This is a genomic window from Streptomyces sp. NPDC005898 (assembly GCF_040629635.1).
GTDB lineage: Bacteria > Actinomycetota > Actinomycetes > Streptomycetales > Streptomycetaceae > Streptomyces.
This window is the reverse complement of sequence record NZ_JBEXWC010000021.1, coordinates 20,326-44,518: the sequence shown is the minus strand read 5'-3', so window position 1 is coordinate 44,518 and position 24,193 is coordinate 20,326. Positions and strand designations below refer to the sequence as shown.

The 24,193-nt window shown below is 74.1% G+C and carries 13 protein-coding genes and 1 pseudogene; 8 read left to right on the top strand and 6 right to left on the bottom strand.

Translation table 11 applies throughout. From position 1 onward, the window contains the following. Positions 1 to 321: 321 nt before the first annotated feature. Positions 322 to 567, bottom strand: coding sequence for a helix-turn-helix transcriptional regulator (locus ABZ385_RS24960; RefSeq protein ID WP_358579886.1), 246 nt, complete (start codon positions 565 to 567; stop codon positions 322 to 324). 306 nt (positions 568 to 873) lie between these two features. Between ABZ385_RS24960 and ABZ385_RS24955 the strand changes: the two genes are divergently transcribed. The 4 genes from ABZ385_RS24955 (at position 874) to ABZ385_RS24940 (ending at position 14,020) form a co-directional block, all read left to right on the top strand. Continuing rightward, positions 874 to 2,130, top strand: coding sequence for an MFS transporter (locus ABZ385_RS24955; RefSeq protein WP_358913229.1), 1,257 nt, complete (start codon positions 874 to 876; stop codon positions 2,128 to 2,130). Continuing rightward, positions 2,127 to 5,537: a beta-ketoacyl synthase N-terminal-like domain-containing protein gene (locus ABZ385_RS24950; protein WP_358913227.1), complete on the top strand. Its 3,411-nt coding sequence runs from the start codon at positions 2,127 to 2,129 to the stop codon at positions 5,535 to 5,537. Before ABZ385_RS24955 ends, ABZ385_RS24950 begins: the two co-directional genes overlap by 4 nt. Next, positions 5,534 to 12,925 carry a MupA/Atu3671 family FMN-dependent luciferase-like monooxygenase gene (locus tag ABZ385_RS24945; protein WP_358913225.1) on the top strand — a complete coding sequence of 2,464 codons (7,392 nt, stop codon included), beginning with the start codon at positions 5,534 to 5,536 and terminating at the stop codon, positions 12,923 to 12,925. The genes ABZ385_RS24950 and ABZ385_RS24945 overlap by 4 nt, the downstream gene beginning before the upstream one ends. Before the next feature lie 150 nt (positions 12,926 to 13,075). Continuing rightward, positions 13,076 to 14,020, top strand: a complete 945-nt coding sequence (locus tag ABZ385_RS24940) for an aminoglycoside 3'-phosphotransferase/choline kinase family protein (protein WP_358913223.1) — start codon at positions 13,076 to 13,078, stop codon at positions 14,018 to 14,020. A gap of 9 nt (positions 14,021 to 14,029) precedes the next feature. Here the strand turns inward: ABZ385_RS24940 and ABZ385_RS24935 are convergent, their stop codons facing one another. Both ABZ385_RS24935 and ABZ385_RS24930 read right to left on the bottom strand, forming a co-directional pair. Continuing rightward, positions 14,030 to 14,572 (bottom strand): MOSC domain-containing protein, encoded by a 543-nt coding sequence (locus ABZ385_RS24935; RefSeq protein WP_358913221.1) that lies wholly within the window; start codon positions 14,570 to 14,572, stop codon positions 14,030 to 14,032. 137 nt (positions 14,573 to 14,709) lie between these two features. Continuing rightward, positions 14,710 to 15,252: a DoxX family protein gene (locus ABZ385_RS24930; RefSeq protein WP_358585598.1), complete on the bottom strand. Its 543-nt coding sequence runs from the start codon at positions 15,250 to 15,252 to the stop codon at positions 14,710 to 14,712. A 162-nt stretch (positions 15,253 to 15,414) separates the two neighbouring features. Here ABZ385_RS24930 and ABZ385_RS24925 point away from each other — a divergent pair, with 162 nt between their 5' ends. After that, the gene (locus ABZ385_RS24925; RefSeq protein ID WP_358700313.1) at positions 15,415 to 15,741 is read left to right on the top strand and encodes a nuclear transport factor 2 family protein; all 327 of its coding nucleotides are present in this window, start codon (positions 15,415 to 15,417) and stop codon (positions 15,739 to 15,741) included. A gap of 42 nt (positions 15,742 to 15,783) precedes the next feature. Here ABZ385_RS24925 and ABZ385_RS24920 read toward each other — a convergent pair whose 3' ends face one another. Continuing rightward, entirely contained in the window at positions 15,784 to 16,254 is a 471-nt protein-coding gene (locus ABZ385_RS24920; protein WP_358585602.1) for a lamin tail domain-containing protein, read from the bottom strand. Positions 16,255 to 16,371: 117 nt separating this feature from the next. After that, positions 16,372 to 17,310, bottom strand: a complete 939-nt coding sequence (locus ABZ385_RS24915) for an SDR family oxidoreductase (protein WP_358585604.1) — start codon at positions 17,308 to 17,310, stop codon at positions 16,372 to 16,374. A gap of 133 nt (positions 17,311 to 17,443) precedes the next feature. Here ABZ385_RS24915 and ABZ385_RS24910 point away from each other — a divergent pair, with 133 nt between their 5' ends. Then, positions 17,444 to 19,078 carry an alkaline phosphatase D family protein gene (locus ABZ385_RS24910; protein ID WP_358585606.1) on the top strand — a complete coding sequence of 545 codons (1,635 nt, stop codon included), beginning with the start codon at positions 17,444 to 17,446 and terminating at the stop codon, positions 19,076 to 19,078. Between the two features lie 1,076 nt (positions 19,079 to 20,154). On the opposite strand, the pseudogene ABZ385_RS24905 reads toward ABZ385_RS24910, so the two are convergent. Next, positions 20,155 to 21,213, bottom strand: a pseudogene (locus ABZ385_RS24905) (glycosyltransferase family 4 protein); the annotation flags it as partial. A gap of 472 nt (positions 21,214 to 21,685) precedes the next feature. Here ABZ385_RS24905 and ABZ385_RS24900 point away from each other — a divergent pair. Both ABZ385_RS24900 and ABZ385_RS24895 read left to right on the top strand, forming a co-directional pair. Then, a complete protein-coding gene (locus tag ABZ385_RS24900) occupies positions 21,686 to 22,975 on the top strand; it encodes a Bcr/CflA family multidrug efflux MFS transporter (protein ID WP_358585608.1) in 1,290 nt (429 codons plus the stop codon). Next, on the top strand, positions 22,939 to 24,102 hold the full coding sequence (locus ABZ385_RS24895) for a serine hydrolase domain-containing protein (protein WP_358913307.1): 1,164 nt from the start codon (positions 22,939 to 22,941) through the stop codon (positions 24,100 to 24,102). The genes ABZ385_RS24900 and ABZ385_RS24895 overlap by 37 nt, the downstream gene beginning before the upstream one ends. Positions 24,103 to 24,193 lie beyond the last annotated feature (91 nt).

Sequence of the window (24,193 nt, the reverse complement as noted above, 5' to 3'; positions counted from 1 at the left end):
GGCGTGCAGCCCAGTGTCGACGGGGCCGTCGAGTGCGAGGTGTGGAAGGCGACTCCACCTGCGGAGCTTCCCGTGACCCTCCTGGAGGTGTCACTTCCTTGTCCCTCCGGGTGGCTGGTACTCCACGACCCGAACGAACATGTCCGCATGCAGTTCGGGGCATTTCGTGACCCCGTGACGTGTGCGGTCACGGTGGATGATCCGCAATTCCCGTCGAGGGTTTAGATTGTTCTCAGCGGAGGGGGCGGGTAGTTACGGACCTGCGGGCCTAAGGACCAACGGGCCGCTCAGCCGGAGGTCAAAGGCCGCCCAAGGCGCCGCTCAAGGCATCGAGCGCGCCCCCGTCTGCGTCGCGTTTTCCGTCATGCTCAGGCGGATCAGGTGCGCCACCGTCGGCGCCGTCCGCTTGGTGCGGATGCGGCGCAGGTACGTGCTGACCGTGTGCACGCTGATGCCCAGGCGCCTGGCGACCTGCTTGTGGGAGAGGCCCTCCGCTAGGTGCGCCAGCACCTGACGCTCCCTGTGGGACAGCGCCGGTGCGCTCTGCGGGCGGGTGGTTGCTGGCATCTTCCCTCCCGGAGGGACGGGCGACTTCTGCGGGGCTGCGGCCGCTTCTGCCGCTACAGGGGGCGACCGCTTCTGCACGGCTGTGACCGCCACTTGATCTAACCACGCCCGTGCGGAAACAGAAAGGAATCCCCCGCCCGCGCCCGACGCCCCACCGAGGCTCGCGGTACCGAGCGCCTCAGGACCTGTCAAGTCACCAACTCGGGTGACTTTAGGCGCGCTTCGGGGCGAGTGAGTGTGAAGCCGCAGCACGAGGGCGGCACAGAAACAACACAGGGCCAGTACAGAGGCGGACCAGGGGGAACGTTGAGGCACTTTCGCCTGCTCGTCGTGGGGAACGGCGTCTCGGCGTACGGCAGTTACCTGAACATGGTCGCCCTGAACGTCTTCATCTACGAGGTGACCGACAGCGCCCTGGCCGCCGGGCTCTTCATGGCCGTGCGCCTGATGACCAGCGTCGTATCCGGCTTTGTGAGCGGACGGCTGGTCTCGGCGTACGACCGCAAGAGGTTGATGGTCGGCGCCGATCTCACGCAGTGCCTGGCCATGGTAGCGCTGTTGATCGCTCCTGAGGCAGGCCGGGCGGGGCTTTTGTACGTCCTCGCCGTCGTCACCGGGTTCTGCTCCACCCTCTCGGGCGTCGCCCTGCGCAGCAGCATCCCGGAGATCGTCGGCGGTGAACTGCGCGTACGCGCCAACTCCCTGCTCGCCACCGGGCGTTCCCTCGCCATGATCGCCGGGTTCGCCTCCGCCGGGCTCATCGTCGCCCAGCTCGGCTACACCGCCGCCATCTCCCTCGACGCCGCCTCCTTCGCCGTCTCCGCCTGCGTCCTCCTCGCCCTGCCCATCCGTACCAAGGCGGCCCGGGCCTCGGAGAGCGGGGAGGACGAAGCCGGACGTGAGCGGCCGCCGCGGAGCGGCTCCCTGGTGCTGCTGCGCGCCGCGCCCGTCCTCGCCGTGATGATCGCCGTCCGGGCCGCCGACGGCCTCGGATCCTCGTCCCACAACGTCGCCCTGCCCGTCTACTCCAGCGCCCTCGACCCCTCCCACCCCGCCACGTTCGTCAGCCAGTTCTGGGCCACCTGGGCCATCGGCAACATCGTCATGCAGCAGCTCTGCGGGCGCCTGTGGACAGGCCGCGACGGGCGGCAGGGGCCGGGCGAGCGGGCCTTCGCCGTCGGGGCCTGCGTGATGTCGGCCGCGTTCATCGTCGTCTTCGCCGGGCTGCCCACCGTCGTCGCCGTCGCCGCCGCCCTGATCGCCGGCATGGCCGACGGGCTCACCGAGATCGCCTACGTCAGCCGGCTCCAGGCGGCCCCCGACGAGCAGCGCGGCCGGCTCTTCGGCCTCTCCGCCTCCGTCGAGAACACCGGCTTCGGGCTCGGCATGCTCGTCAGCGGCGCGCTCCTGGACCACTTCCGCCCGCTCCAGGTCGTAGGCCTGCTGCACGGCCTCGCGATCGCGCTGTGCCTCGCGATGTTCGTCGTCCTCGTGCGGTACGGCCGTGAGCGCGCCGCCGCGCCGCCACGCGATGTGCCCTCCGTCGAGAGCGAGGCCCGATGAGTGCCGCCGCCGCCCGCGATGCCGTCGCCGTCGTCGGGATGTCCTTCCGGCTGCCCGGCGCGGACACCCCGGAGGAGTACTGGCGCACCATCCACGACGGCGCCGACCGTGTACGCCGCTTCACCGAGGCCGAACTGGCCGCCGCCGGGGTCGGCGAGGAGCAGTACCGCGCCGACGACTTCGTCGGGGCGAGCGGCGTCCTGGAGGACATCGCGGGCTTCGACCCGGGCTTCTTCGGGATGAGCGCCCACGAGGCCCGCATCACCGACCCGCAGCAGCGACTGTTCCTGGAGTGCGTGCACCACGCCCTGGAGGACGCCGGCTACGCGGGCGGGCAAGGAGCCGGCGGCAGCGACATCGGCGTCTACGCCAGCACCGGCTACCACCTCTACTCCCTCCAGACCTACCTCCAGAACAACGTCCTGCCGGCCGGCGTGGCCGACTGGGTCGCCGGACTCCAGGTCACCGTCGGCAACTTCACCGACTTCACCGCCAACCGCGTCTCCCACCGCCTCAATCTGACCGGCCCCGCCCTCAACGTCCAGACCGCGTGCTCCAGTTCGCTGGTCGCCGTGACCACCGCCGCGCAGGCCGTCGTCCACGGCGAGTGCGACCTCGCGGTGGCGGGCGCCGCCGCGATCCACGTGCCGCAGGTCCTCGGCTACCAGTACGTCAAGGGGTCCATCCTCTCCAAGAGCGGCCGGCTGCGGCCCTTCGACGCCGACGCGGACGGCACCGTCGGCGGCACGGGCGTCGCGGCCCTCGTCCTCAAGCGGCTCGACCGGGCCCTCGCGGACGGCGACCACGTCCACGGCGTCATCCGGGGCTGGGGCGTCAACAACGACGGCGCCGACAAGCGGGCGTTCAGCGCCCCCAGCGCCGACGGCCAGCGGGGCGCCATCCGGCGCGCCCTGGACCGGGCGGGCGTCGACGCGGGAAGCATCGGCTACCTGGAGACCCACGGCACCGGCACGTTCAAGGGCGACCCGATCGAGTTCGAGGGCGCCACCGCCGCGTTCCGCGCCGACACCGACCGCACCGGCTACTGCGCGCTCGGCTCCGTCAAGGCCAACATCGGTCACCTCGACGTCTGTTCGGGCCTGGCGAGCCTCATCAAGGCGCTGCTCGTGCTGCGGCACGGCGTCATCCCGCCGATGGCCAACTTCCGCCGCCCCAACCCGGCCCTGGACCTCGCGGCCAGCCCGTTCTACGTCCCCGAATCCGCCCGCCCCTGGCCGAGGGGCGAGGAGCCGCGCAGGGCCGGCGTCAGCTCCTTCGGCGTCGGCGGCACCAACGCCCACGTCATCCTCGAAGAGGCCCCCGAACCCGCGCCGCGCCCCACCGGCGCCCCGCCGGCCCCCGGCATCCTCCTCGTCGCGGGCCACACGCGGGCCGCCCTCATCGACAACGCGTCCGCCCTCCGCGACCACCTGCGCGCCCACCCCGGCACGGACCCCGCCGACCTCGTCACGACGCTGGCACTCGGCCGCGCCCACCGCGGACACCGCCTCGCGCTGCGGGGCGACACCGTCGCCGCCTTCACCGCCGGCCTCGACGCCTGGCTCGCGGACCCGACACAGGACCCGACACGGGACCCGGCACGGGACGCGCCAGGGACGGGCGGAGCCGGTACCGGCGGGGCCGGCACCGGGTTCCTCTTCACGGGGCAGGGCAGCCTGCACCGGGGCGCGGCCCGCGACCTGTACGAGCGTTTTCCCGTCGTACGCGAGGTCCTGGACGCCTGCGAGCGGCAGTACGCGGCGCTCACCGGCGGCGACAGCCTCCTCACCCCGCTGCTCGCGCCCGAGGGGGAGGACGGGAGCGAGCCGCCGTGGCCCACCGACATGGCGCAGCCCGCGCTCTACGCCCTCCAGAGCGCGCTCGTACGCCTGTGGGGCGCGTCCGGGATCACGCCGAGCGTGGTCGCCGGGCACAGCGTGGGGGAGTACGCGGCGCTGCACGCGGCCGGCGCCCTCTCCGTCGAGGACGGCCTGCGCCTGACCACCGGACGCGGCGCGCTCATGCAGCGCCTGTGCGCAGCCGGCGCGATGGTCGCGGTACCCCTCGCCGAGGGCGCGGCACGGGAGCTGGCCGCCGAGGTGCCCGGCGTGGAACTCGCCGTCGGCAACGGCACGCACAGCCAGGTCCTCGCGGGCCCGGCCGCCGCCGTGGCACGCCTGACCGCCCTGCTCGCCAGGCGGGGCATACCGGCACGGGAGCTGCCGGTGCGGCACGCGTTCCACACCGCGCTGATGGACCCCGTGCTGGACGGGCTGCGCGAGCTGTGCGCCGGGGTGGAGTTCCGCCCGTGCGCGGTGCCGTTCGTGAGCGGCCTGGACGGGCGCACCCGGCCGCCCGGCTGGCTCCCGGACGCCGACTACCTCGTGCGGCAGGCGCGCGAACCGGTGCGCTTCGCCAACGCGCTGCGCGAACTCGGCGCCGCGCACCCCGGCGTCGGCACGCTGCTGGAGGCCGGCCCGCACGGCACGCTCAGCGGGCTCGCGCGGCGCGAACTGCCGGGCCGGGCGGCGTATCCGACGCTGCGGCGCGGCGCCGGGCTCGCATCGCTGTGGGACGCGGCGGCGGGCCTGTACCGGCGCGGGGCGCCGGTCGACTGGCGGACTCTCATGGCCGGGGCGGGCCGCAGGATCCCCCTGCCCGGCTACCGATTCCAGCACAAGGACTACTGGACAGGGCCGGAGAATTTCCTTCCCCGGCCCGCACAACCGGCAAGGGATGGGGCCGAAGTGGCACAGGACGAGGCAGCGGTCGAGCGTGTGCTCCAGCACATCATCAAGGTCACCGCGAAACACCTCAGCTACGACACCAGCGAGATAGCGGAGGACGCCTCCTTCTTCGACCTCGGTGCCGACTCGCTGCAGATGATCGGTGTGCTGCGGGAGTTGGAGGAGGAGCACCGGGTCAAGGTCTCGATGCGGGAGCTGTTCGAGGAGGCCGGCACGTCCAAGGGCCTCGCTCTGATCATCGTACGGAAGATGGGGGGCGGGGCGCCGTCGGCCCCGAGCACCCCAGCGGCCCCGGACGTGACGCCCGCCCCGGACGTGATACCGGCCCCACAGGCGATACCGGCCCCGAGCGCGCCACCGGCCCCGCCCGCCCCCGCTCCGTACACCCCGGCCTCACCGGCACCCGCGCCCACCGCGTACGCCCCCACGCCGCCCGCGCCGCCCGCGCCCACCGCGTACGCCCCCACGCCGGCCGCCGCCACCGCCTACCCGCCCGAGCCGGTCCCGGCAGTCGCCCCCGCCCCCGGCGCCGAGTACGCCACCCGCCGCGAGGTGGAGGACCTCGTACGCCAGGTCCACCAGCTCTCGCAGATGCAGCTCCAACTGATGGGGCAGCTCTCCCAGCTGCTGGCGGCCCAGACCGGCCAGGCCAACCGATGAGCGCGGGCCAGGGCTCCGTCTCCGCCGCCGTCGACCAGGACCTCGCCGCGATGGCCGAACTGTCGCGGCGCATCACCGAGCAGCTGGGCGCCGGGAGCGCCGCCGAGGCGGACCGCCCCGCCCAGCACGGCCCCCGCCTGGAGGTGTCCCGCGCCTCCGGCATGGTCCGCGGCGGCTCCCCGGCGTCGCAGCGCGCCCACCTGGACGACCTCGTGCGGCGCTACACCGCCAAGACGCCCACCTCCAAGCGCATCGCCCAGCGCTACCGCAGGGTGCTCGCCGACAGCCGGGCCGCCGTCGGCTTCCGCAGCAGCACGAAGGAGATGCTGTACCCCATCGCGGGCCGGCGGGCGCACGGCTCCCGGCTGGAGGACATCGACGGCAACCACTACGTCGACATCACCATGGGCTTCGGCGTGCTGCTCTTCGGCCACGAGCCCGCCTTCGTCTCCGAGGCGGTCCGCGAGCACCTCTCGCGCGGCATCCAGCTCGGCCCCCGCAACGTCGAGACCGGCGAGGCGGCCGAGCTGCTCGCCGAGCTGACCGGCATGGAGCGCGTCGCCTTCGCCAACTCCGGCACGGAGGCCAACTCCGCCGCCATCCGCCTCGCCCGCGCCGCGACCGGCCGCGCCAAGATCATCACCTTCGAGGGCGCCTACCACGGCCACAACGACAACGTCCTCGGCCGCTCCCCGCACACCGGCGGCGAGGGCCTGACCACCGTCCCGATGTCCGCGGGCATCCCGCAGAACGCCGTCGCCGACCTGCTCGTGCTGCCCTACGGCAGCGAGGAGAGCCTCGCCGTCATCGAACGGCAGGCGGGCGAGATCGCGGCGGTCGTGGTCGAGCCGGTGCAGAGCCGCCACCCCTCGCTGCGGCCCGCCGCCTTCGTGCGCCGGCTGCGCGAGCTGACCGCGCGCCACGGCATCGTGCTGCTCTTCGACGAGATGCTGACCGGCTTCCGCCCCGCGCCACGCGGCGCGCAGGAGCTGTACGGCGTCACCCCCGACCTCGCCACCTACGGCAAACTGCTCGGCGGCGGCTTCCCCATCGGCGCCATCGCCGGGCGGGCCGACATCATGGACGGCATCGACGGCGGGTACTGGAGCTACGGCGACGACAGCTACCCCGCGGCCGACACGACGTTCTTCGGCGGTACGTACATCCAGCACCCCGTGTCGATGGTCGCCACGCGGGCCGTGCTGGCCCACCTGAAGGAGCACAGTCCGCGGCTCCAGGAGCGGCTGAACGCCCGCACCGACCACCTGGCCGACTCGCTCAACGCCTTCTTCGAGGCGGAGGAGTTCGCGCTGAGCCTGAGCCACTTCGGCTCGATGTTCCGGTTCGAGCACCGGGCGGACATGGAGCTGCTCTACCACCACCTCATGCTGCGCGGCGTCCACGTGTGGGAGTGGCGCAACTTCTTCCTCTCCACCGAACACACCGACGACGACGTCGAGTTCATCGTGGACGCGGTCAAGGGCTCCCTGCGGGAGCTGCGGGACGCGGGCTTCTTCCGTACGAAGGCACGGGCGACGCCGGCCGCGGCGATCCCGGAGCGCAAGCAGCCGGCGGCACCCGCGCCCCGGACAGAGACAGCATCCGCGCCCCGGACGGCGTCGGCGACGGCGTCGGCCCCCGACCCCCGGTCCGAGGCGGCGTCCAGGCCGCAGGCCATGGCCTGGAACGGCGCCGCGGCCGCCGCCGCGCCCCGGGCCGAGGCGACGGAGCGCACGCCCGCCCGCCCCCTCGACTTCGGCGTCTACTTCTTCGGCGACTACCCGCAGGACGAGAACAGCCCCCGCCGCGGCAAGTACGACCACCTCCTGGAGACCGCCCGCTTCGCCGACCGCAACGGCTTCCACTCCCTGTGGATCCCCGAACGGCACTTCCACTCCTTCGGCGGACTCTTCCCCAACCCCGCGGTGCTCGCCGCCGCCCTCGCCCGCGAGACCGACCGCGTCCGCATCAACGCCGGCTCCGTCGTCCTGCCGATCCACGACCCGATCCGGGTGGCCGAGGAGTGGTCGATGGTCGACAACCTCTCCGGGGGCCGGATCGGCATCGGCTGCGCCAGCGGCTGGCACGCCAACGACTTCGTCTTCTTCCCCGAGCGCTTCGGCACCCACAAGGAGAAGATGTATGAACAGGTGGCCCAGGTACGGCAGTTGTGGCGCGGCGACACGGTGCGCCGCACCACCGGCGACGGGGAGAGCGACCTGCGCCTGTTCCCGCGCCCCGTCCAGGACGCCCCGCCCATGTACACGGCCGTCGTCGGCAATCCCGCCTCGTACGCACTGGCCGCCCGCCACGACCTCGGCATCGTCACCAACCTCATGACGCAGGGCATCGACCGGCTCCGCGAGAACGTCGCCCTCTACCGGCGTACGCGCGCCGAGCACGGCCTGGACCCGGACGCGGGGCGCGTCGCCGTGCTCCTGCACACCTACCTCGCCGAGGACCACGCGGCGGCCCGCGCCGAGGCCCGTGAACCGCTGTCGCGGTACATGCGGGCGTCGCTCTCGCTGTTCGGCGGGGTCGCCAACAGCCTGGGCCACCAGGTCGACATGTCGGCGATGTCGGAGGACGACCTGGACGTCCTGTTCCGCCGCGCCTACGACCGCTACTGCGACCAGCGCGCCCTCATCGGCAGCCCCGAGAGCGTGCGGCCCGTCGTGGACGAGGTGCGTGCCGCGGGCGCCGACGAGGTCGTCGCCCTGGTCGACTTCGGCGTGCGGCCCACCTCCCTGCGGGCCGGCCTGGTCCACCTCGACGCCCTGCGCCGCTCCTGCGCGACAGCCGCCCCCGCCCCGGCGACGACCACCCCCGCCCCGGCCGCGACCGCCCCCGTGCCGGTGTCCGACCCCGGGGCGCCCCTGTCCCCCGGCCAGCAGCGGATCTGGTTCCTGGAGCGCATGCTCCCCGGCCGCACCGCCTACAACGAGGTCAAGGCCATCGAGCTGGCGGGACCGCTGGACGCGGGCGCGCTGCGGTCGGCCCTGCGCGCACTGGTCGCCCGGCACGAGCAGCTTCGTACGGTCTTCCGGGAAGTGGCCGGAGAGGCACGGCAGTTCGCGCGGGCGCCCGGCGAGGTGGACTTCGCCGTCGTCGACGGCACGGCGGGCGACCGTGACGCCGTCGCCGACACCCTCAAGGCGGAGAGCGAGCGCCGCTTCGACCTGGCGAGCGGGCCCCTGTTCGTCACCCGCCTGGTCCGGCTGGGCGCCGAGCGGCACGTCCTCGTCCTGTCCCTGCACCACATCGTGATGGACGCCGCGTCGGCCGCCGTCCTCGCCCGCGACGTGTCCGCCCTCTACCGCGCGGAACTCGCGGGCGCCCCGGCCGCCGAACTGCCCGCCCTCCCGCACACCTACGCCGAGCACGCCCGCCGACAGCTCGACTCCCTCGGCGGCCCGAAGGCGGCGGAGGACCTCGCGTACTGGAAGAAGGCGCTCGACGGCGACCTGCCGGTCCTGGCCCTGCCCACCGACCGGCCGAGGCCGCGCGTGATGACGTCGAACGGCCGCGCCCTGTTCCGGACGCTCGACACCGGACTCTCCGACGCCGTACGGAAGTTCAGCCGCGAGCGGCGCAGCACCCTCTTCATGACGCTGCTCGCCGGGTACGCGGCCGCGCTGGGCCGGGTGACCGGACAGGACGACCTCGTCATCGGCACCCCCATGTCCGACCGCACCCCCGCGTACGAGGACGTCGTCGGCTTCTTCGTGAACACCCTGGCGCTGCGCGTGGACCTCTCGGGCGACCCGGACTTCGGCACGCTCCTGGACCGGGTGCGGGCGGTGGCCCTGGACGCCTACGACCACGCCGAGGTGCCCTTCGAGGCGGTCGTCCGGGAACTCACCCCCGCGCGGGCGCTGGACAGGACCCCCGTCTTCCAGACCCTCGCCGAGTTCGAGACCGGCGACCCGTTCCACTTCGACCTGCCCGGGGTGCGGGCCACCCCGCTCGACTCGGGGCCCGACAAGGCGCTGACCGACCTCAGCGTCTACTTCACCGACCAGCCCGACGGCATCCGCTGCCACCTGGAGTACAACACAGACCTGTTCGACGAGGTGACCGTCGACGCCCTTTTCGGTACGTTCCGTGCCGTCCTCGCCGACGCGGTGGGCGCCCGCGCCGACGCCGTGCCCGACGCCTGGCGGCACGGGCCCGTCCGCCGGCGGACCCGCAGCACCGTGCACGCCCTGGCGTCGCGGTGGGCCGAGGCGGCCCCCGGCCGCACGGCGGTGATCAGCGGCGAACAGACGTTGACCTATCGCGAGTTGGACGAGCGGGCCGAGCGGCTCGCGGCCGTCCTGCGCGGGGCGGGCGGCACCGGGGCGCCGGTCGCGCTGTGGCTGCCCCGCGGCGCGGACCTGATCGTCGCCATGCTCGCCGCCCTCAAGTCCGGCCACGGCTATGTCTCGTTGGACCCCGGCCAGGGCAGGGCCCGGGCCGAGACGATCCTCGGCGAGAGCGGCGCGCGCGTCCTGGTGGTGAGCGGCGGGGGGCGTACGGACGAGCGGCCGACACCGCCGCACGGCACCACCGTGGTGGACCTCGACGCCCTGCCGCCGGCCCCCGCGCCCGGCGCCGCCCCGGCGGACGCCGAGCCGGGCCCCGACTCGCTCTGCCTCGCCATCTACACCTCGGGGAGCACCGGCACCCCCAAGGGGGTGGCCGTCCCGCACCGCGCCGTCGTGGACCTGTGCCAGTGGCACCACGAGCGCTTCGGGTTCACGGCCGACGACCGCAGCGCGGCCGTCTGCGGGCAGAGCTTCGACGCCGCCGTACTGGAGATCTGGGCCGCGCTGACCGCGGGCGCCACGGTCGTCGTCGCCGACGACACGGTCCGCAAGGACCCCGCCGCCCTCGCCCGCTGGTACGCCGACCACGGCATCACCTTCTCCATCCTGCCGACCGCGCTCGGCGAGGCCGTCCTCGCGCTGCCGGACGACCGCCAGCCCCCGCTGCGGCACCTGCTGATCGGCGGCGACGTACTGCGCACCCGGCCGCGCCCCGGCGCCCCGTACGAGACGGTGAACGTCTACGGCCCCACCGAGGTGACCGTGCTCTGCACGAGCCAGACGGTGGAGCCCGCCGGCGCCCCGGTCACCTCGGCCGCCGGCGCGGTCGACGCCCCGATCCCGATCGGCCGTCCGGTGGACAACGTCACGCTGCGCGTCCTGGACGCGCACGGCCGCGAGGTGCCCGCCGGGGAGGTGGGGGAGCTGTACGTCGGCGGGCCCGGGGTGGCCACCGGCTACCTGGGCCGGCCCGATCTGACGGCGGAGCGCTTCGTCCCCGACCCGCTGGGCGGCACCGTGCCGATGTACCGCACGGGCGACCTCGTACGGTGGGACGCGGCCGGGGCCCTGGAGTTCCGGGGCCGGTCCGACGACCAGGTGAAGATACGGGGGTTCCGCGTCGAGCCCGAAGAGGTCACGCGGGCCCTCAACGCGTCGCCGGAGGTCGCCGAGGCGGTCGTCCTGGCCCACCGCGACCGGCGGGGCGATGCCTGGCTCGCCGCCTACGTCGTCCCCGCGACGCCCACGGCGGGGACGGCACGGTCCCAGGAGGTGGCCGACCGTCTGGCGCGGGAGCTGGCCGCGCGACTGCCCGACCACCTCGTGCCGCGCGCATGGGCCGTCCTGCCCGCGCTCCCGCTGTCCGGCAACGGCAAGCTGGACCGCGCCGCGCTGCCCGAGCCCGCCCTGACCGCCTCGCCCACCGGCCCCGCCGCCCCGCCCACCCCCGCGCGCACCGCCCGGCGGGACGTCGAGGCACGCCTGCGGGAGCTGTGGGCCGAGGAGTTCGGGACCGACGCGGGGACCATCGGCCCCGACGCCTCGTTCTTCGAGCTGGGCGGCCACTCCATCACGGCCATCCGCCTGGCCAACGCCGTGCGCGAGGAGTTCGGCGCGGAGTACCCCGTCGCCCGCTTCTACGAGGAGCCGTCACTGCGGGCCATGGCGGCGTACCTCACCGGCGAGACGGGCGAGACCGAGCCGGGAGCGGCAGGCAGGGCGGGCGAGCCCGGGGAGTCCGATGATTCCGCCGATGACCCGGACGACGTGGTCGCCACCGCCCCCGTCACCGCCCAGCAAGGCGCCTTCATCACCCGGCACCTGACCCACCCCCGCCCGCAGATCTACAACGTGGCGATGCGCCTCACCCTCACCGGCGAGCTGGACGTCCCGGCCCTGCGGAGCGCCCTGACCCGGCTCGTCGCCCGCCACGAGGCGCTGCGCACCCGGCTCGTGGAGGACGAGGGCACGGGGGAGTGGCGCCAGGAGGCGCTGCGCCCCCGCCCGGTCGAGCTGCCGGAGGACGATCTGGTCGCCCGGCTCGGTTCGGCGCGGGACGCGGCGGCGGAGGCGGAGCGCCTGGCCGCCGCCACGGCCGCGGTGCCGTTCGACATACGCGCCGAACTCGCGCCGGTGTTCCGGCTCTCGCGCGTCGGCCGCGACCGCTGGACGCTGCTCTTCGTCCTGCACCACGCCACCTGTGACGGCTGGTCGGTCAGCGTGCTGCTGCGCGAACTGGCCGCGTTGTACCGGGCGGAGGTCACCGGTGAGCCGCACGGCCTCCCCGACGGCGTGCCGCAGCCCGGCGGGTACGCGCGCTGGCAGCGCGAGCAGGGCCTGACGCGGGACAAGGGCCGCCTGGTCGATTACTGGGCCCGGCAGTTGAAGGGCGCCCTCTTCGCCCTGCCGCTGCCCCTGGACCGGCCCCGTCCCGCGGAGCTGAGCGGCGCCGGCGACGTGGTGCTGTTCACCGTGGACCGGAAGACCCGGGCGGGCGTGGAAGCGCTGGCGCGGCGGCACCGCACGACGCCCTTCGTGGTGACGGCGGCTGCCCTGGCCCGGCTGGTCGAGAAGGTCGCGGGCGAGCCGGACGTCGTCCTCGGCATCTCCCACGCCAACCGCGAGCGGCGGGAGTTCGAGGCCCTCGCCGCCTGCACGGTGTCGTCCTTCACGCTGCGGATCCGGGGCCACGAGGCGACGACGTTCGGCGCGCTGGTGGACCAGGTGGCGCGCGGCGCGGTCGGGGCACTCGACCACGCGGCGCCGATCCGGACGCTGGCGGCGGACCTCGGGGAGGCGCTGGGCACCGAGGTCCCCGAGCGGCTGCCGCTCGGCTTCCAGTACCAGAGTTCGCTGGAGACGGACATCGAACTGCCGGGCCTGACCACGGCGGTGGAGGACCTCGCGGTGCCGGGCGCGCGCTCGGAGTTCAACTTCGGCCTGATCCCCACGGGCGACGTCCTCTCCGGCTATCTGGAGTTCTCGACCGACCTGTGGGACCGCGCCACGGTCGAGGCGTGGACCACCGCGTACGTCGAGCTGCTGGCCCAGAGCGTCGCCGAGACGGAAGGCGGGAGCTGAGCGGACCCACGGCGGGGCGCGGCCCGATGGGGTCGCGCCTCACCGCGCCCTGCCGCGCCCGTCCCGCCCCCGCCCTGTCGCGTCACGCGGCCCCGCCGACGGCGGAAACTCGCTCGTGGCCCCGCCACGGCGAGCACTACCGTGCCCCTCATGCTGCCCGAGGTGTACACGGACGAGGAGTGGGACCGCGTCGTCCCCGACGAGGCGATCATGCGGCCCGGGGCGGAGGACCTGTGCGCGCGGCTCGGGTTCGCCGGGGCGCCGCTGACCCGCTACCCGGAGGGGTCCCAGCCCGTCTACGCGGTCGGTGACCGGCACGTGGTGAAGCTCTTCCCCGGCCTGGACGCCCAGGACGCCGTGACCGAGGCCCGCGTGCTCGCCCACGTCCATGGCCGACTACCCGTCCCCACCCCCCGGGTGCACGACGTCGGCGACTACGAGAACGGCTGGCGCTACGTCCTGATGTCCCGCCTGCCGGGCCGGGGTCTCGCCGCCGCCTGGCCCGACATCCCGCGCGCCGACCGGGAACGGATCGTCACCGACGCGGCGGAGGCCCTCGCGGCGCTGCACGCCCTGGACCCCGAACCCCTCGCGGACGTGCTCGGGCCCGAGGACTGGGACGCCTTCCTCGCCGGGCAGCGGGCGGGTGCGGTGGACCGGCAGAGCGCCTTCGCGCTGCCCGCGCACTGGCGGGAGCAGATACCCGGCTTCCTCGACTCCGTGCCCCTGCCCGTGACGGACAACGGCTCGGGCACCCGACGGGCCCTGCTGCACACGGAGTTCATGCGCCAGCACCTGACCGTCGACCCCGCCGACGGCTGGCGCCTCACCGGCCTCCTCGACTTCGAACCCGCCATGATCGGTGACCCGGCGTACGACTTCGTGGGTGTCGGGCTCTTCGTCACGCGGGCCGAGCCGGGACTGCTGCCGCGCTTCATGAAGGCGTACGGAACGACGTACGAGCCGCGTCAGATCCTCGCGTACACCCTGCTCCACGTGTACAGCAACCTGCCCTCGTGCCTGCGGGAGCTGCCCGCCCCGCCCGAGCCCACGCTGGACGCCCTGGCCGAGACCTGGTTCGGACAGGGACTGTAGGGCGGGACCTCAGACCGTCCTCAGCCGGCGGTGCGGTCCCTCGGGCAGGACGACCTCAATGGCGTCGCCGGGGCGGATCTCACCGCTCTGACGGACCACGCTCATGACCCCGGACCGGTGGGCGACGGCGCCGTTCTCGTCGCGTCCGACGACCTTCTTCATGAGGCCGGCCCGGAAACCGTCGATCTGGCGGCACGGGTTGCGCAGCCCCGTGATCTCCACGACGGCGGACGCGCCGATGCGCAGCAGCGCGCCCGTGGGCAGCCCGAGCAGGTCGACGCCGCGTGTGGTGATGTTCTCGCCCAGTTCGCCCGGCGCCACGGCGAAGCCGTCCGCCACCAGCTCGTCCAGGAGTTCCTCGTGGATGAGGTGGACCTGGCGCAGATTCGGCTGGTCCGGGTCCCGCCGCATCCGGAACCGGTGCTTGACCTTCTCCCCGGCGTGCACGTCCCCCTCGACCCCGAGCCCGGCGAGCAGCGTGACGCTCTCGCGGTTCGGCTTGCTGAAGGAGTACGTGGGGTTGCTGCTGACCGCCGTGACCCTCGCGCCCATCGTGCGCGGCCCCCTCTTTCCCGTCCGCCCTGTCCGCGCCCCCGGCCACCCCGGCCGGGCCGCGCGCCGTACCCGCGTGACCCTAACGCGGGCGGCGCCTCGCCGGACGCGTACGCCCGTTCGGCCGGACCCGGCGGCTACGCCTGCGGGGCGGCGTCCTCGCTCTGTTCGCGGACCTTCTTGTTCCTGGCGCCCAGTGTCGCGAGTACCCCGACCGCCGTCCCGGCGAGCGCGGCCGGCACCATCCAGGCGCGGTTGAGGGAGTGGCCGAGCGCGTGGTCGAGGGAGTAGCGGCCGGGGCCCGTGACCGCGAGGGCCGCGGCGACCAGGCCGAGGAACGCCGGGTACTCGTAGCCGCCGCCCTGGCTGAAGAAGCCGTGCGGGGTGTGCACGGCGGCGGCGCCCGCCATCGCGCCCGCCGCGGCGGACCCGGCCGCCGGGGTCGCGAGGCCGAGGGCGAGGAGTGTGCCGCCGCCCGCCTCGGCGAGGCCCGCGACCGTGGCGTTCGCCTTGCCGGGCGCGTAGCCGATGGACTCCATCCACGCCCCCGTGCCCTCCAGGCCGCCGCCGCCGAACCAGCCGAACAGCTTCTGGGCGCCGTGCGCGGCGAGCACCCCTCCGGTGCCCACGCGCAGCAGCAGCAGCCCGAGGTCGCGTCGGTCCAGGCAAGAACAGGTCATCGGGGCTCCCGGGTCGGTGGGGCGGCAAGCCGGTGAGGTGGGCCCGCCTTTCCTCCACCGTCCGACGGACCGGCGCCGGGCACCCGGCCCGCGCGGCCGTACGGGTGAGACGTCCGCTCGCCCCCGGTGGCGCGGCCGGTGGCTCGATGTGACGGTGGGCCCATGACCATTCAGGTAAACCGGCTCGGCGACCCCGCGGTCCGGGCCTTCGTCACCGCGGTGAACGCCCACGACAAGGCCGCCTTCGAGGCGCTGCTGACCCCGGACGCGACGATGTCCGACGACGGCACGGACCGGGACCTCGCCGAGTGGGCCGACCGGGAGATCTTCTCCTCCAACGGCCACATGGACGTCGAGTCGGAGTCGGCCGGCGGCCGCACGCTGCTCGTCGGCTACCGCAACGACACCTGGGGCGAGATGCGCACCAAGTGGTACTTCACCGTCGAGGACGACGGCCGGATCTCCCGTTTCGAGACGGGCCAGGCCTGACCCGCGGCGCACCGCGCGCCCGCCCGGCCCCCTCGGCGCAGGTCAGTGGCAGTTCTTCGTGCCGTGGTCGGCGCGCGTCCAGGAGCAGGAGTCCTGGAGCGAGCCGCTCGGCCTGACGAGGCGCGCCTTGTCGCCGGTGTTGTTCCAGACGTAGCTGCCCCGGCCCCAGTAGCGCACGCCGGAGGCGTCGGAGCCCTTGCCGGTGCGCACCTTGACGGTCTTGCCGGCGCCGATCCGGTAGCTGCCGAAGGTGTAGGTGTAGCCGGTGTCGTCCTTGAGCCGGTAGCCCTTGAGCTGGATCGCGGACGAGCTGCTGTTGTGGATGTTCACCCACTCCGCGTTGAGCGAGGAGTTCGAACGGGTGTCGCTGCCCGGGCTGTCGTACTGGATGTAGCCGAGGTGCAGCCCGCCCTGGTGGCGCGCGGTCACCGCCGAGGCGGGCGACGCGGCGAGCAGGGACACCGACAGGGCGGTGGCGGCCAGGACAGCGGGGGCCATGGTGCGTATGCGCAAGGAGTGCTCCAGGTGTGAAGTTCTCGTGGAGAGGAGCTGAGCATACGGGGCCCACCGCCCGGGACTGAGTCGGTAGTTCCCATTCCACTTGTGCAGATGTGCCGGGCGCGGGCGGACTCAACCCCGCCCGATGTACGGCATGGTGGTGGCGAGGACCGTCGCGAACTGCACGTTCGCCTCCAGCGGCAGCTCCGCCATGTGCCGCACCGTGCGCGCCACGTCCGCCACGTCCATCACGGGCTCGCTCGCCAGCCGGCCGTCGGCCTGGGGGACCCCGGACTGCATGCGCGCGGTCATGTCGGTCGCGGCGTTGCCGATGTCGATCTGCCCGACGGCGATCCGGTACGGCCGCCCGTCCAGGGACAGTGACTTCGTCAGACCGGTCAGGGCGTGCTTCGTCGCGGTGTACGCCACCGAGTGCGGCCGCGGCGCGTGCGCCGAGATCGACCCGTTGTTGATGATCCGTCCGCCCTGCGGGAGCTGCTCCTTCATCTGCCGGAAGGCCGCCTGGGCGCACAGGAAGGCGCCGTTGAGGTTGGTGTCGACGACGTGGCGCCAGGCGTCGTAGGGGAGTTCCTCGACCGGGACGCCGCCGGGGCCGAACGTCCCGGCGTTGTTGAAGAGCAGGTCCAGGCGGCCGAAGCGCTCGCGTACGCCGGTGAAGAGCGCCGCCACGTCCTCGGGCCGCGACACGTCGGTCCGTACGCACAAGGTGGCGCCGTCCTTCGCGACGGCGAGGGCGGCCGTCTCCTCCAGGGCCTCCACGCGGCGGCCCGCGAGCGCCACCGACCACCCCGCCGCGAGCAGTTCGACGGCGACGGCCCGGCCGATCCCGGACCCGGCGCCGGTCACCACGGCGACCTTCGGGGTCTTGTGCGGGGCGCTCTCCACGAGGCTTTCCACGAGGCTCTCCGCGGCGCTCTCCACGACGCTCTCGGCGGCGGCGACCACGGCCGGCTCCCCGACGCCCTCCGCGGTGGTCTCCACAGTGCCGTCCCCGGTGGTCTCCACGGGAATGCCCGGCGCGGTCGATGAGGCAGTTCGCTCAGCGTTCATGGCCCCGCAGCGTACGGGAGGCCCGGCCACGGGGACATCACCCGCCCGCCATGCGGCTGTTGTGTACGCGACAGTCACAGGTCGTTCCCCGCCAGTTACATGCCCCTGACAGCAATCGTCAGGGGAGGGCCACATGTCACTCGCAGCCCAGCAGTACTCGCCCGAACTCCGCGCCGCCGCACGCCACGTGGGGCGCCGCCGCTTCCTCACCGTGACCGGCGCCGCCGCCGCGCTCGCCTTCACCACCAACCTGCCCGTCGCGGGTGTCGCCGGCGCCGCCGAGCTGGACGCCCGCCGCATCGGCAAGGACCCCTTCACCCTCGGCGTCGCCTCGGGCGACCCGCTGCCCACCTCGGTGCTGCTGTGGACCCGGCTCGCCCCCGCCCCCTACGAGCCCGGCGGCGGCCTGCCGGCCGAACGCGTCGCCGTCCACTGGGAACTGGCCCACGACGCCCGCTTCCGGCGCGTCGCCAGACGGGGCGTCGCCACCGCCCACCCCGAGTTCGACCACACCGTGCACGTCGAGGTCGACCACCTGGAGCCGGGCCGCGGCTACTACTTCCGCTTCAAGGCGGGCCGCTGGACCAGCGGGACGGGCCGCACCCGCACCGCCCCCGCGCCGGGCAGCGCCGCGAGCACCCTCACCCTCGCGGCCGTCTCCTGCCAGGCCTACCACGACGGCTACTTCACCGCGTACAAGCACCTGGCGCAGGACGACGTCGACGTCGTCTTCCACCTCGGCGACTACCTCTACGAGTACGCGGTCGACGCCAGGGGCGGCGCCCGCGCCTACACCGACCGCACGCTGCCCGCGCACTTCAACAAGGAGACGCTGACCCTGGAGGACTACCGCCTGCGGTACGCCCTCTACAAGTCCGACCCCGACCTGCGGGCCGCGCACGCCGCGCACCCCTTCGTCGTCACCTGGGACGACCACGAGACGGAGAACAACTACGCGGACGACGTCGACGAGAACGGCAACCCCCCGGCCGAGTTCCTGCTGCGCCGCGCCGCCGCCTACCGCGCCTACTGGGAGAACCTGCCGCTGCGCCTCCCGCAGCGGCCCAAGGGCCCCGACGCGCGCCTCTACCGCCGCCTGACCTGGGGCCGCCTCGCCCAGTTCGACATCCTCGACACCCGGCAGTACCGCTCCGACCAGGCGTACGGCGACAAGGCGCACGCCCCCGGGCCCGAGACGGACGACCCGAGGCGCACCATCACCGGCGCCGCCCAGGAGCGCTGGCTCCTCGACGGCTGGCGCCGCTCGCGCGCCCTGTGGAACGTCGTCCCGCAGCAGGTCACCTTCTCCCAGCGCAAACTGGACCTCACCGACCGGGCCAAGCTCTCCATGGACGCCTGGGACGGCTACCGCGCCTCCCGCGCGCGCGTCCTCGCGGGCGCCAGGGCGGCCGGCCTGGAGAACCTCATGGTCCTCACCGGTGACGTGCACGTCGGCTACGCCTTCGACATCAAGGCCGACTTCGACGACCCGTCCTCCAGGACCGTCGGCACCGAGATCGTCACGACATCCATCGCCAGCGGCAAGGACGGCGCGGACAAGCCGGCCAACTGGGACACGTACACCAAGGCGAACCCGCACCTGAAGTTCTACAACGGGCGCCGCGGCTACGTGACGGTCGGCCTCGGCCGCGAGGAGGCGCGGGCGGACTTCAAGACGGTCTCGGCGGTCACGACGCCCGGCGCCTCCCTCCGGACGGCGGCGTCCTTCGTGACCGAGGCGGGCGACCCGGGGCTGCGGCCCGCGTAGTCGCCCTGCCCGCCCGGACGCTGTCCGGTCAGGCCCTGGCCGGCGGGGCTCCGGTCGGCCCGGTCCGGGGCCTCTTTGAGCGTCAGGGCCAGGTCGTGGTGCGCGGTGAAGCAGGGGCGCACCAGGACGGGCGTGCCGGGCTCGCCCATGAGCGCCTCGGCGGCCGCGTACACATCGCTCCGCCTGCGGTCGACGACGTCCCCGAGGACGCGCCCCACCCGCACGGGCTCGGCCCCGGGCGCAAGGCGCAGCGACAGCTCCCAGGTCTCGGGCGCGCCGTCGCCCGCCGCCAGGGCCAGGGCGTAGGGCAGGCGGAAGCGGAAGCGGTGCGCCCCGGAGGTCGTCACCTCGGTCTCGAAGGCGGCGGCGGGATCCCGGCGCGGCACGGCGAGCAGGCGGGGGCACTGGCCCGGCGCGAACGCGGCGCCGTGCAGGGCGCCCTCCACCGTGCACGACGTGCGGTCGGTGGTCAGCGTGTGGGCCTCGGCGTGGGCGGGGCGGCGCCAGGTGCGCAGGGAGAGGTTGTTCTTGACGGTCGGATAGGGGATCCACCAGCGGAACGGCGGGTCCGGCAGGGCCGCCAGGTCCACCAGCGCGCGCTGGTCGACGCTCGTGGCGGCGACACGGCGGCGGGCCCCGTCGTCCGACCGGATGACGTGGAAGTCCCAGCGGCCCTCGGCGAGCGAGTGGGCGCCGCGCTCCAGGACGGCCGTCCACGGCGCCCCGTCCGTCTCGGGCGGCCGCAGCGGCACGGCGAGCGGCTCCTCGCCCCGGCCCTCGGCCCCCCGCAGCGTCGCCGTCAGCGTGAACGCGCCGCCCCGCATCCCCGCCTGCTCCAGACGTACGACGAGACCGCCCCCGGCGTCCACGGCGCACGCCGCCCTCGGGCGCAGCGGGTCCAGGCCGCCGGGGCGTCCCCGCGCCGCCCGGCGCACGGTGCGCGCCGTCTGCAACAGCGTCCGGCGGGCGGCCGTCCCGGCGTGGGCGACGCCGGCCGCCAGTCGGCGGTCGAGGGGGACCGGCGTGGGCGGTGCGGAGGTCCGCAGTCCGGCGATCAGCTCCTCGTAGCGCCGGGCGATGTGCTCCGGCGCGTACCGCTCGGCGTTGCGCCGGGCGGCGGTGCCCATGGCACGCCGCAGGTCCGCGTCCTCGATGAGAGTGATCAGGGCACGGGCGAAGGCCTTGCTGTCGCCCGGCGGGACGAGCAGCCCGTCCTCGCCGTCCCGGATGATCTCCCCGGGCCCGTGCGGGCAGTCGGTGGCGACCACGGGAGTGCCGCACTGCATGGCCTCCACGATGGTCATGCCGAACGACTCCTCGCGCGAGGAGACGGCGGCGATCGCGCCCTTGGCCCACTCGGTGGCGAGGCAGGGGTTGGCGCCCATCAGGAAGACGTGGTCGTTCAGGCCGCGTTCGTCGATGCGGGCGCGCAGCGCGGCCTGCTGGGGGCCCCGGCCGTAGATCCGCAGCCGCCAGTCCGGGTGCGCGGCGGCCACGGGGGCGAAGGCGTCCACGAGGAGGCCGTACCGCTTCACCGGGATCAGGCGCCCGCCGGCGACGACCAGGCGTGAGCCGCCGTCCGAGGGCGCCGTGGCGGGCGGCGGCGAGGAGTTGGGCAGGTGCGCGATCGGGGTGCCCGTGGCCGCGAGGTGCCGGCGGTGGGTGAGGGCGTCCGCCTCGGTGACGGTGGTGTGCGCGTCCAGCGCGGCGATGGCGGCGTCCTGGGCGGCGCGGATGCCGGGCTCGTGGGTGCCGTAGACCCGGTGTTCCTGGCCGATCCGCAGGTAGTGGCGGCGGCCGAACTCGGCCAGGTAGATCACCAGTCCCGGCCGGGTGGCCACCACCACGTCGGCGTCGGTGCGGGTGAGGAACCGCGCCACCCGCCGGTCGGTGAGCCGGTCGAAGCCGGCGCCGCGCGCCTCCACCGGGGGGACCAGCGTGCTCGGCCCGCTCACCGCTCCGGGGCCGCCCCGGCGGGAGTGCGGACGCCTGTCGATGAGCGGCCGCAGCCGGACCTTTCCGCTGAGCGGGAAGCTGGGCCGGTCGTGCGTCCGCCAGACGCTGACGATCTCCACGTCATGGCGTTCGGCGAGGGCGCCGGCGGAATTGAAAGTGGCGCGGACGGTGCCACCCATTCCGTAAGCGTTCTGCAGCAGAAAGGAGATTTTCATCGGGCCTTGTCCGGATCGGCAAGTGGTCAGGGGGGTGCCACACTTCCACCTCCCGGGTGCTCGTGAGGTGAGCACACGCTCCGGGGTCCGAGGGGCACCCCGTCCGGTGAACGGGCGTTCGCCGAGTTGACTTCGGGCGCCAGGGGAAAGGGGGACGCCGGTGCACAGTAATGCCGGGGGCCATTGCTCATCCGCCGCTCGCCATGAACGTAATAGTGCTCGAAAAGGGAATCCTTGTACGCTTTTTCGGCGGCCCCGGGATTCGCTGGGCGCAGGGGAGTCCCCTCCCCTCCGTATCCCCGCGGCCCAGGTTTTCCCGAGGGCGGCCGCGCGCGCGGGACGGCCCGCGAGATCGCGCCCGAGGTGAAATCCGGTGCCGGGCACGCACCCGGAGCTGCGACCATGGGCAGCGATCCGATCGACCGGGAGGGGCACGATGCCTGAGTGCGGGCAGACAACGGAAGAGCACCGGATACCCGGGGCGGCGGAGCCCGGAAGGCTCGCCGCCCTCCGCCGCACCGGCGCCCTCGTCACCCTCGTCCTCGGCGGCCTCACCGCCGTACCGCCGCTCTCCATGGACATGTACCTGCCGGCCCTGCCGGAGGTCACCGACGCCCTGCACGCCCCCGCCGCGACCGTGCAGCTGACCCTGACCGCCTGCCTGCTGGGCATGGCCCTCGGCCAGCTCGTCGTCGGCCCGATGAGCGACAAGTGGGGCCGCCGCCGCCCCCTCCTGATCGGCCTGCTCGTCTACATCGCCGCCACCGCGATCTGCGCCTTCGCGCCCACCGTCGAACTCCTCATCGGCTTCCGCCTCCTCCAGGGCCTCGCGGGCGCCGCCGGCATCGTCATCGCCCGCGCCGTCGTCCGCGACCTGTACGACGGCGTGGAGATGGCCCGGTTCTTCTCCACCCTGATGCTGATCTCCGGCGTCGCCCCGGTCGTCGCGCCCCTCATCGGCGGCCAGGTCCTGCGCGTCACCGACTGGCGCGGCGTCTTCGTCGTCCTCACGGGCGTCGGCACCGCGCTGACGCTCCTGGTGTGGCGGCGCCTGCCCGAGACCCTCGACCCCGACAAGCGGCACAGCGGCGGCACCGTCGAGGCGCTGCGCACCATGCGCTCGCTCCTCGCCGACCGCGTCTTCACCGGCTACATGATCGCGGGCGGCTTCGCGTTCGCCGCGCTCTTCGCGTACATCTCCGCCTCGCCCTTCGTGATCCAGGAGATCTACGGCGCCTCCCCGCAGACGTTCAGCCTCCTGTTCGGCGTCAACTCCGTCGGACTGATCGCCGCCGGCCAGCTCAACGGCAAGGTGCTCGTCGGCCGCGTCAGCCTGAACAAGGTCCTCGCCACCGGCCTGGCCGCCCTCACCGTCGCCGCGACCGCGCTGCTGCTCATGACCACCGGCGTCTTCGGCGACGTCGGGCTGTTCCCCGTCGCGGCCGGACTCTTCGTCCTGATGTCGACGATGGGCCTCGTCATGCCCAACACCCAGTCGCTCGCCCTCACCCGCACCCCGCACGCCGCCGGCTCCGCCTCCGCGCTCCTCGGCACCACCTCCTTCCTCATCGGCGCCGTCGCCTCGCCGCTCGTCGGCATCGCGGGCGAGGACACGGCCGTCCCCATGGCCGTCGTCCAACTGGCCTGCGCGCTGGCGGCCATCGCCTGCTTCGTGGCACTGTGCCGCCCCTGGCAGCACGCGACCACGCAGGAGGCGGACCACTGAGCGCACCCCGGCCCCTGCGCACCGGCACCCCCGAGAGCGCGGGCCTCGACCCCGACGAGATCGGCCGCCTCCTCACTGAGGTGCGGGCGCTGCCGCGCGGGGCCCGGCCCTGGTGCGCGGGGGCCGTGGTGCTCGCCGGCCGGGGCCCGGTGATCGCGGCCGAGGAGGCGGTGGGCCGGGCGGTGCGCTACTCCTCCTACGACCCGGTGACCGACACGGGCGTCGAGCTGCCGCCCGAGCGGCAGGTGCCGATGCGCGCCGACACGCCCTTCGACCTGGCCTCGCTCACCAAGCTCTTCACCACGGTCGCCGCCGTGCAGCAGCTGGAGCGCGGCACGCTCGGCATCGACGCGCGGGTCGGGGCGTACCTCCCCGAGTTCCGGGCCGCCGCCGCACACGGCATCACGGTGCGCCGGCTCCTCACCCACACCTCCGGGCTGCGGCCCGAACTCCCGCTGTACGACTGTCCGGACGACGCCGCCCGACTCGCGGCCCTGCGCGCCGAGGCGCCGGTCACCGCGCCCGGCGCGTACGTCTACTCCGACCTGAACATGCTGCTGCTCCAGCACGTCCTGGAGCGCCTCACCGGCCGCTCCCTCGACGTCCTCGTGCGCGAGGGCATCACCCGCCCGCTCGGCATGGCCGCCACCGGCTTCGGACCCCGGCCGGACGCCGCCGCCACCGAGGACCAGCGCAGGCCCTGGGCCAAGGCGGACCGGGGGATGCTGCGGGGTGTCGTCCACGACGAGAACGCCTGGGCGCTCGGCGGCGTCGCCGGACACGCGGGGCTCTTCTCCACCGCCCGGGACCTCGCCGTGTTCTGCCGCACCCTGCTGTGCGGCGGCGCCCACGGCAGGGCCCGCATCCTCGGCCCCGACTTCGTCGAGCTGCTGTTCACCGGCTCCGGTCTCGGCTTCGGCATCGACCAGCCGTGGTTCATGGGCGAGCTGGCGGGGCGGGGCGCGGCGGGCCACACGGGCTTCACCGGCACGTCGCTGGTCCTCGACCGGGCCACGGACACGTTCCTGGTGTTGCTGGCCAACACCGTCCACCCCCGGCGCCGGCCCGCCGACAACGCCCCCCGAGCGACGGCAGCCACACACCTCGCTCGCGCGGCGCGCAGGTAAGGGGCCGAGGTGGCACCCCCTCAGGGGCGCGGGGAACGGCGCGCTCAGCCCCGTACGACCCGCGCACGCGTCTGCCCGATGCCGCGGCAAC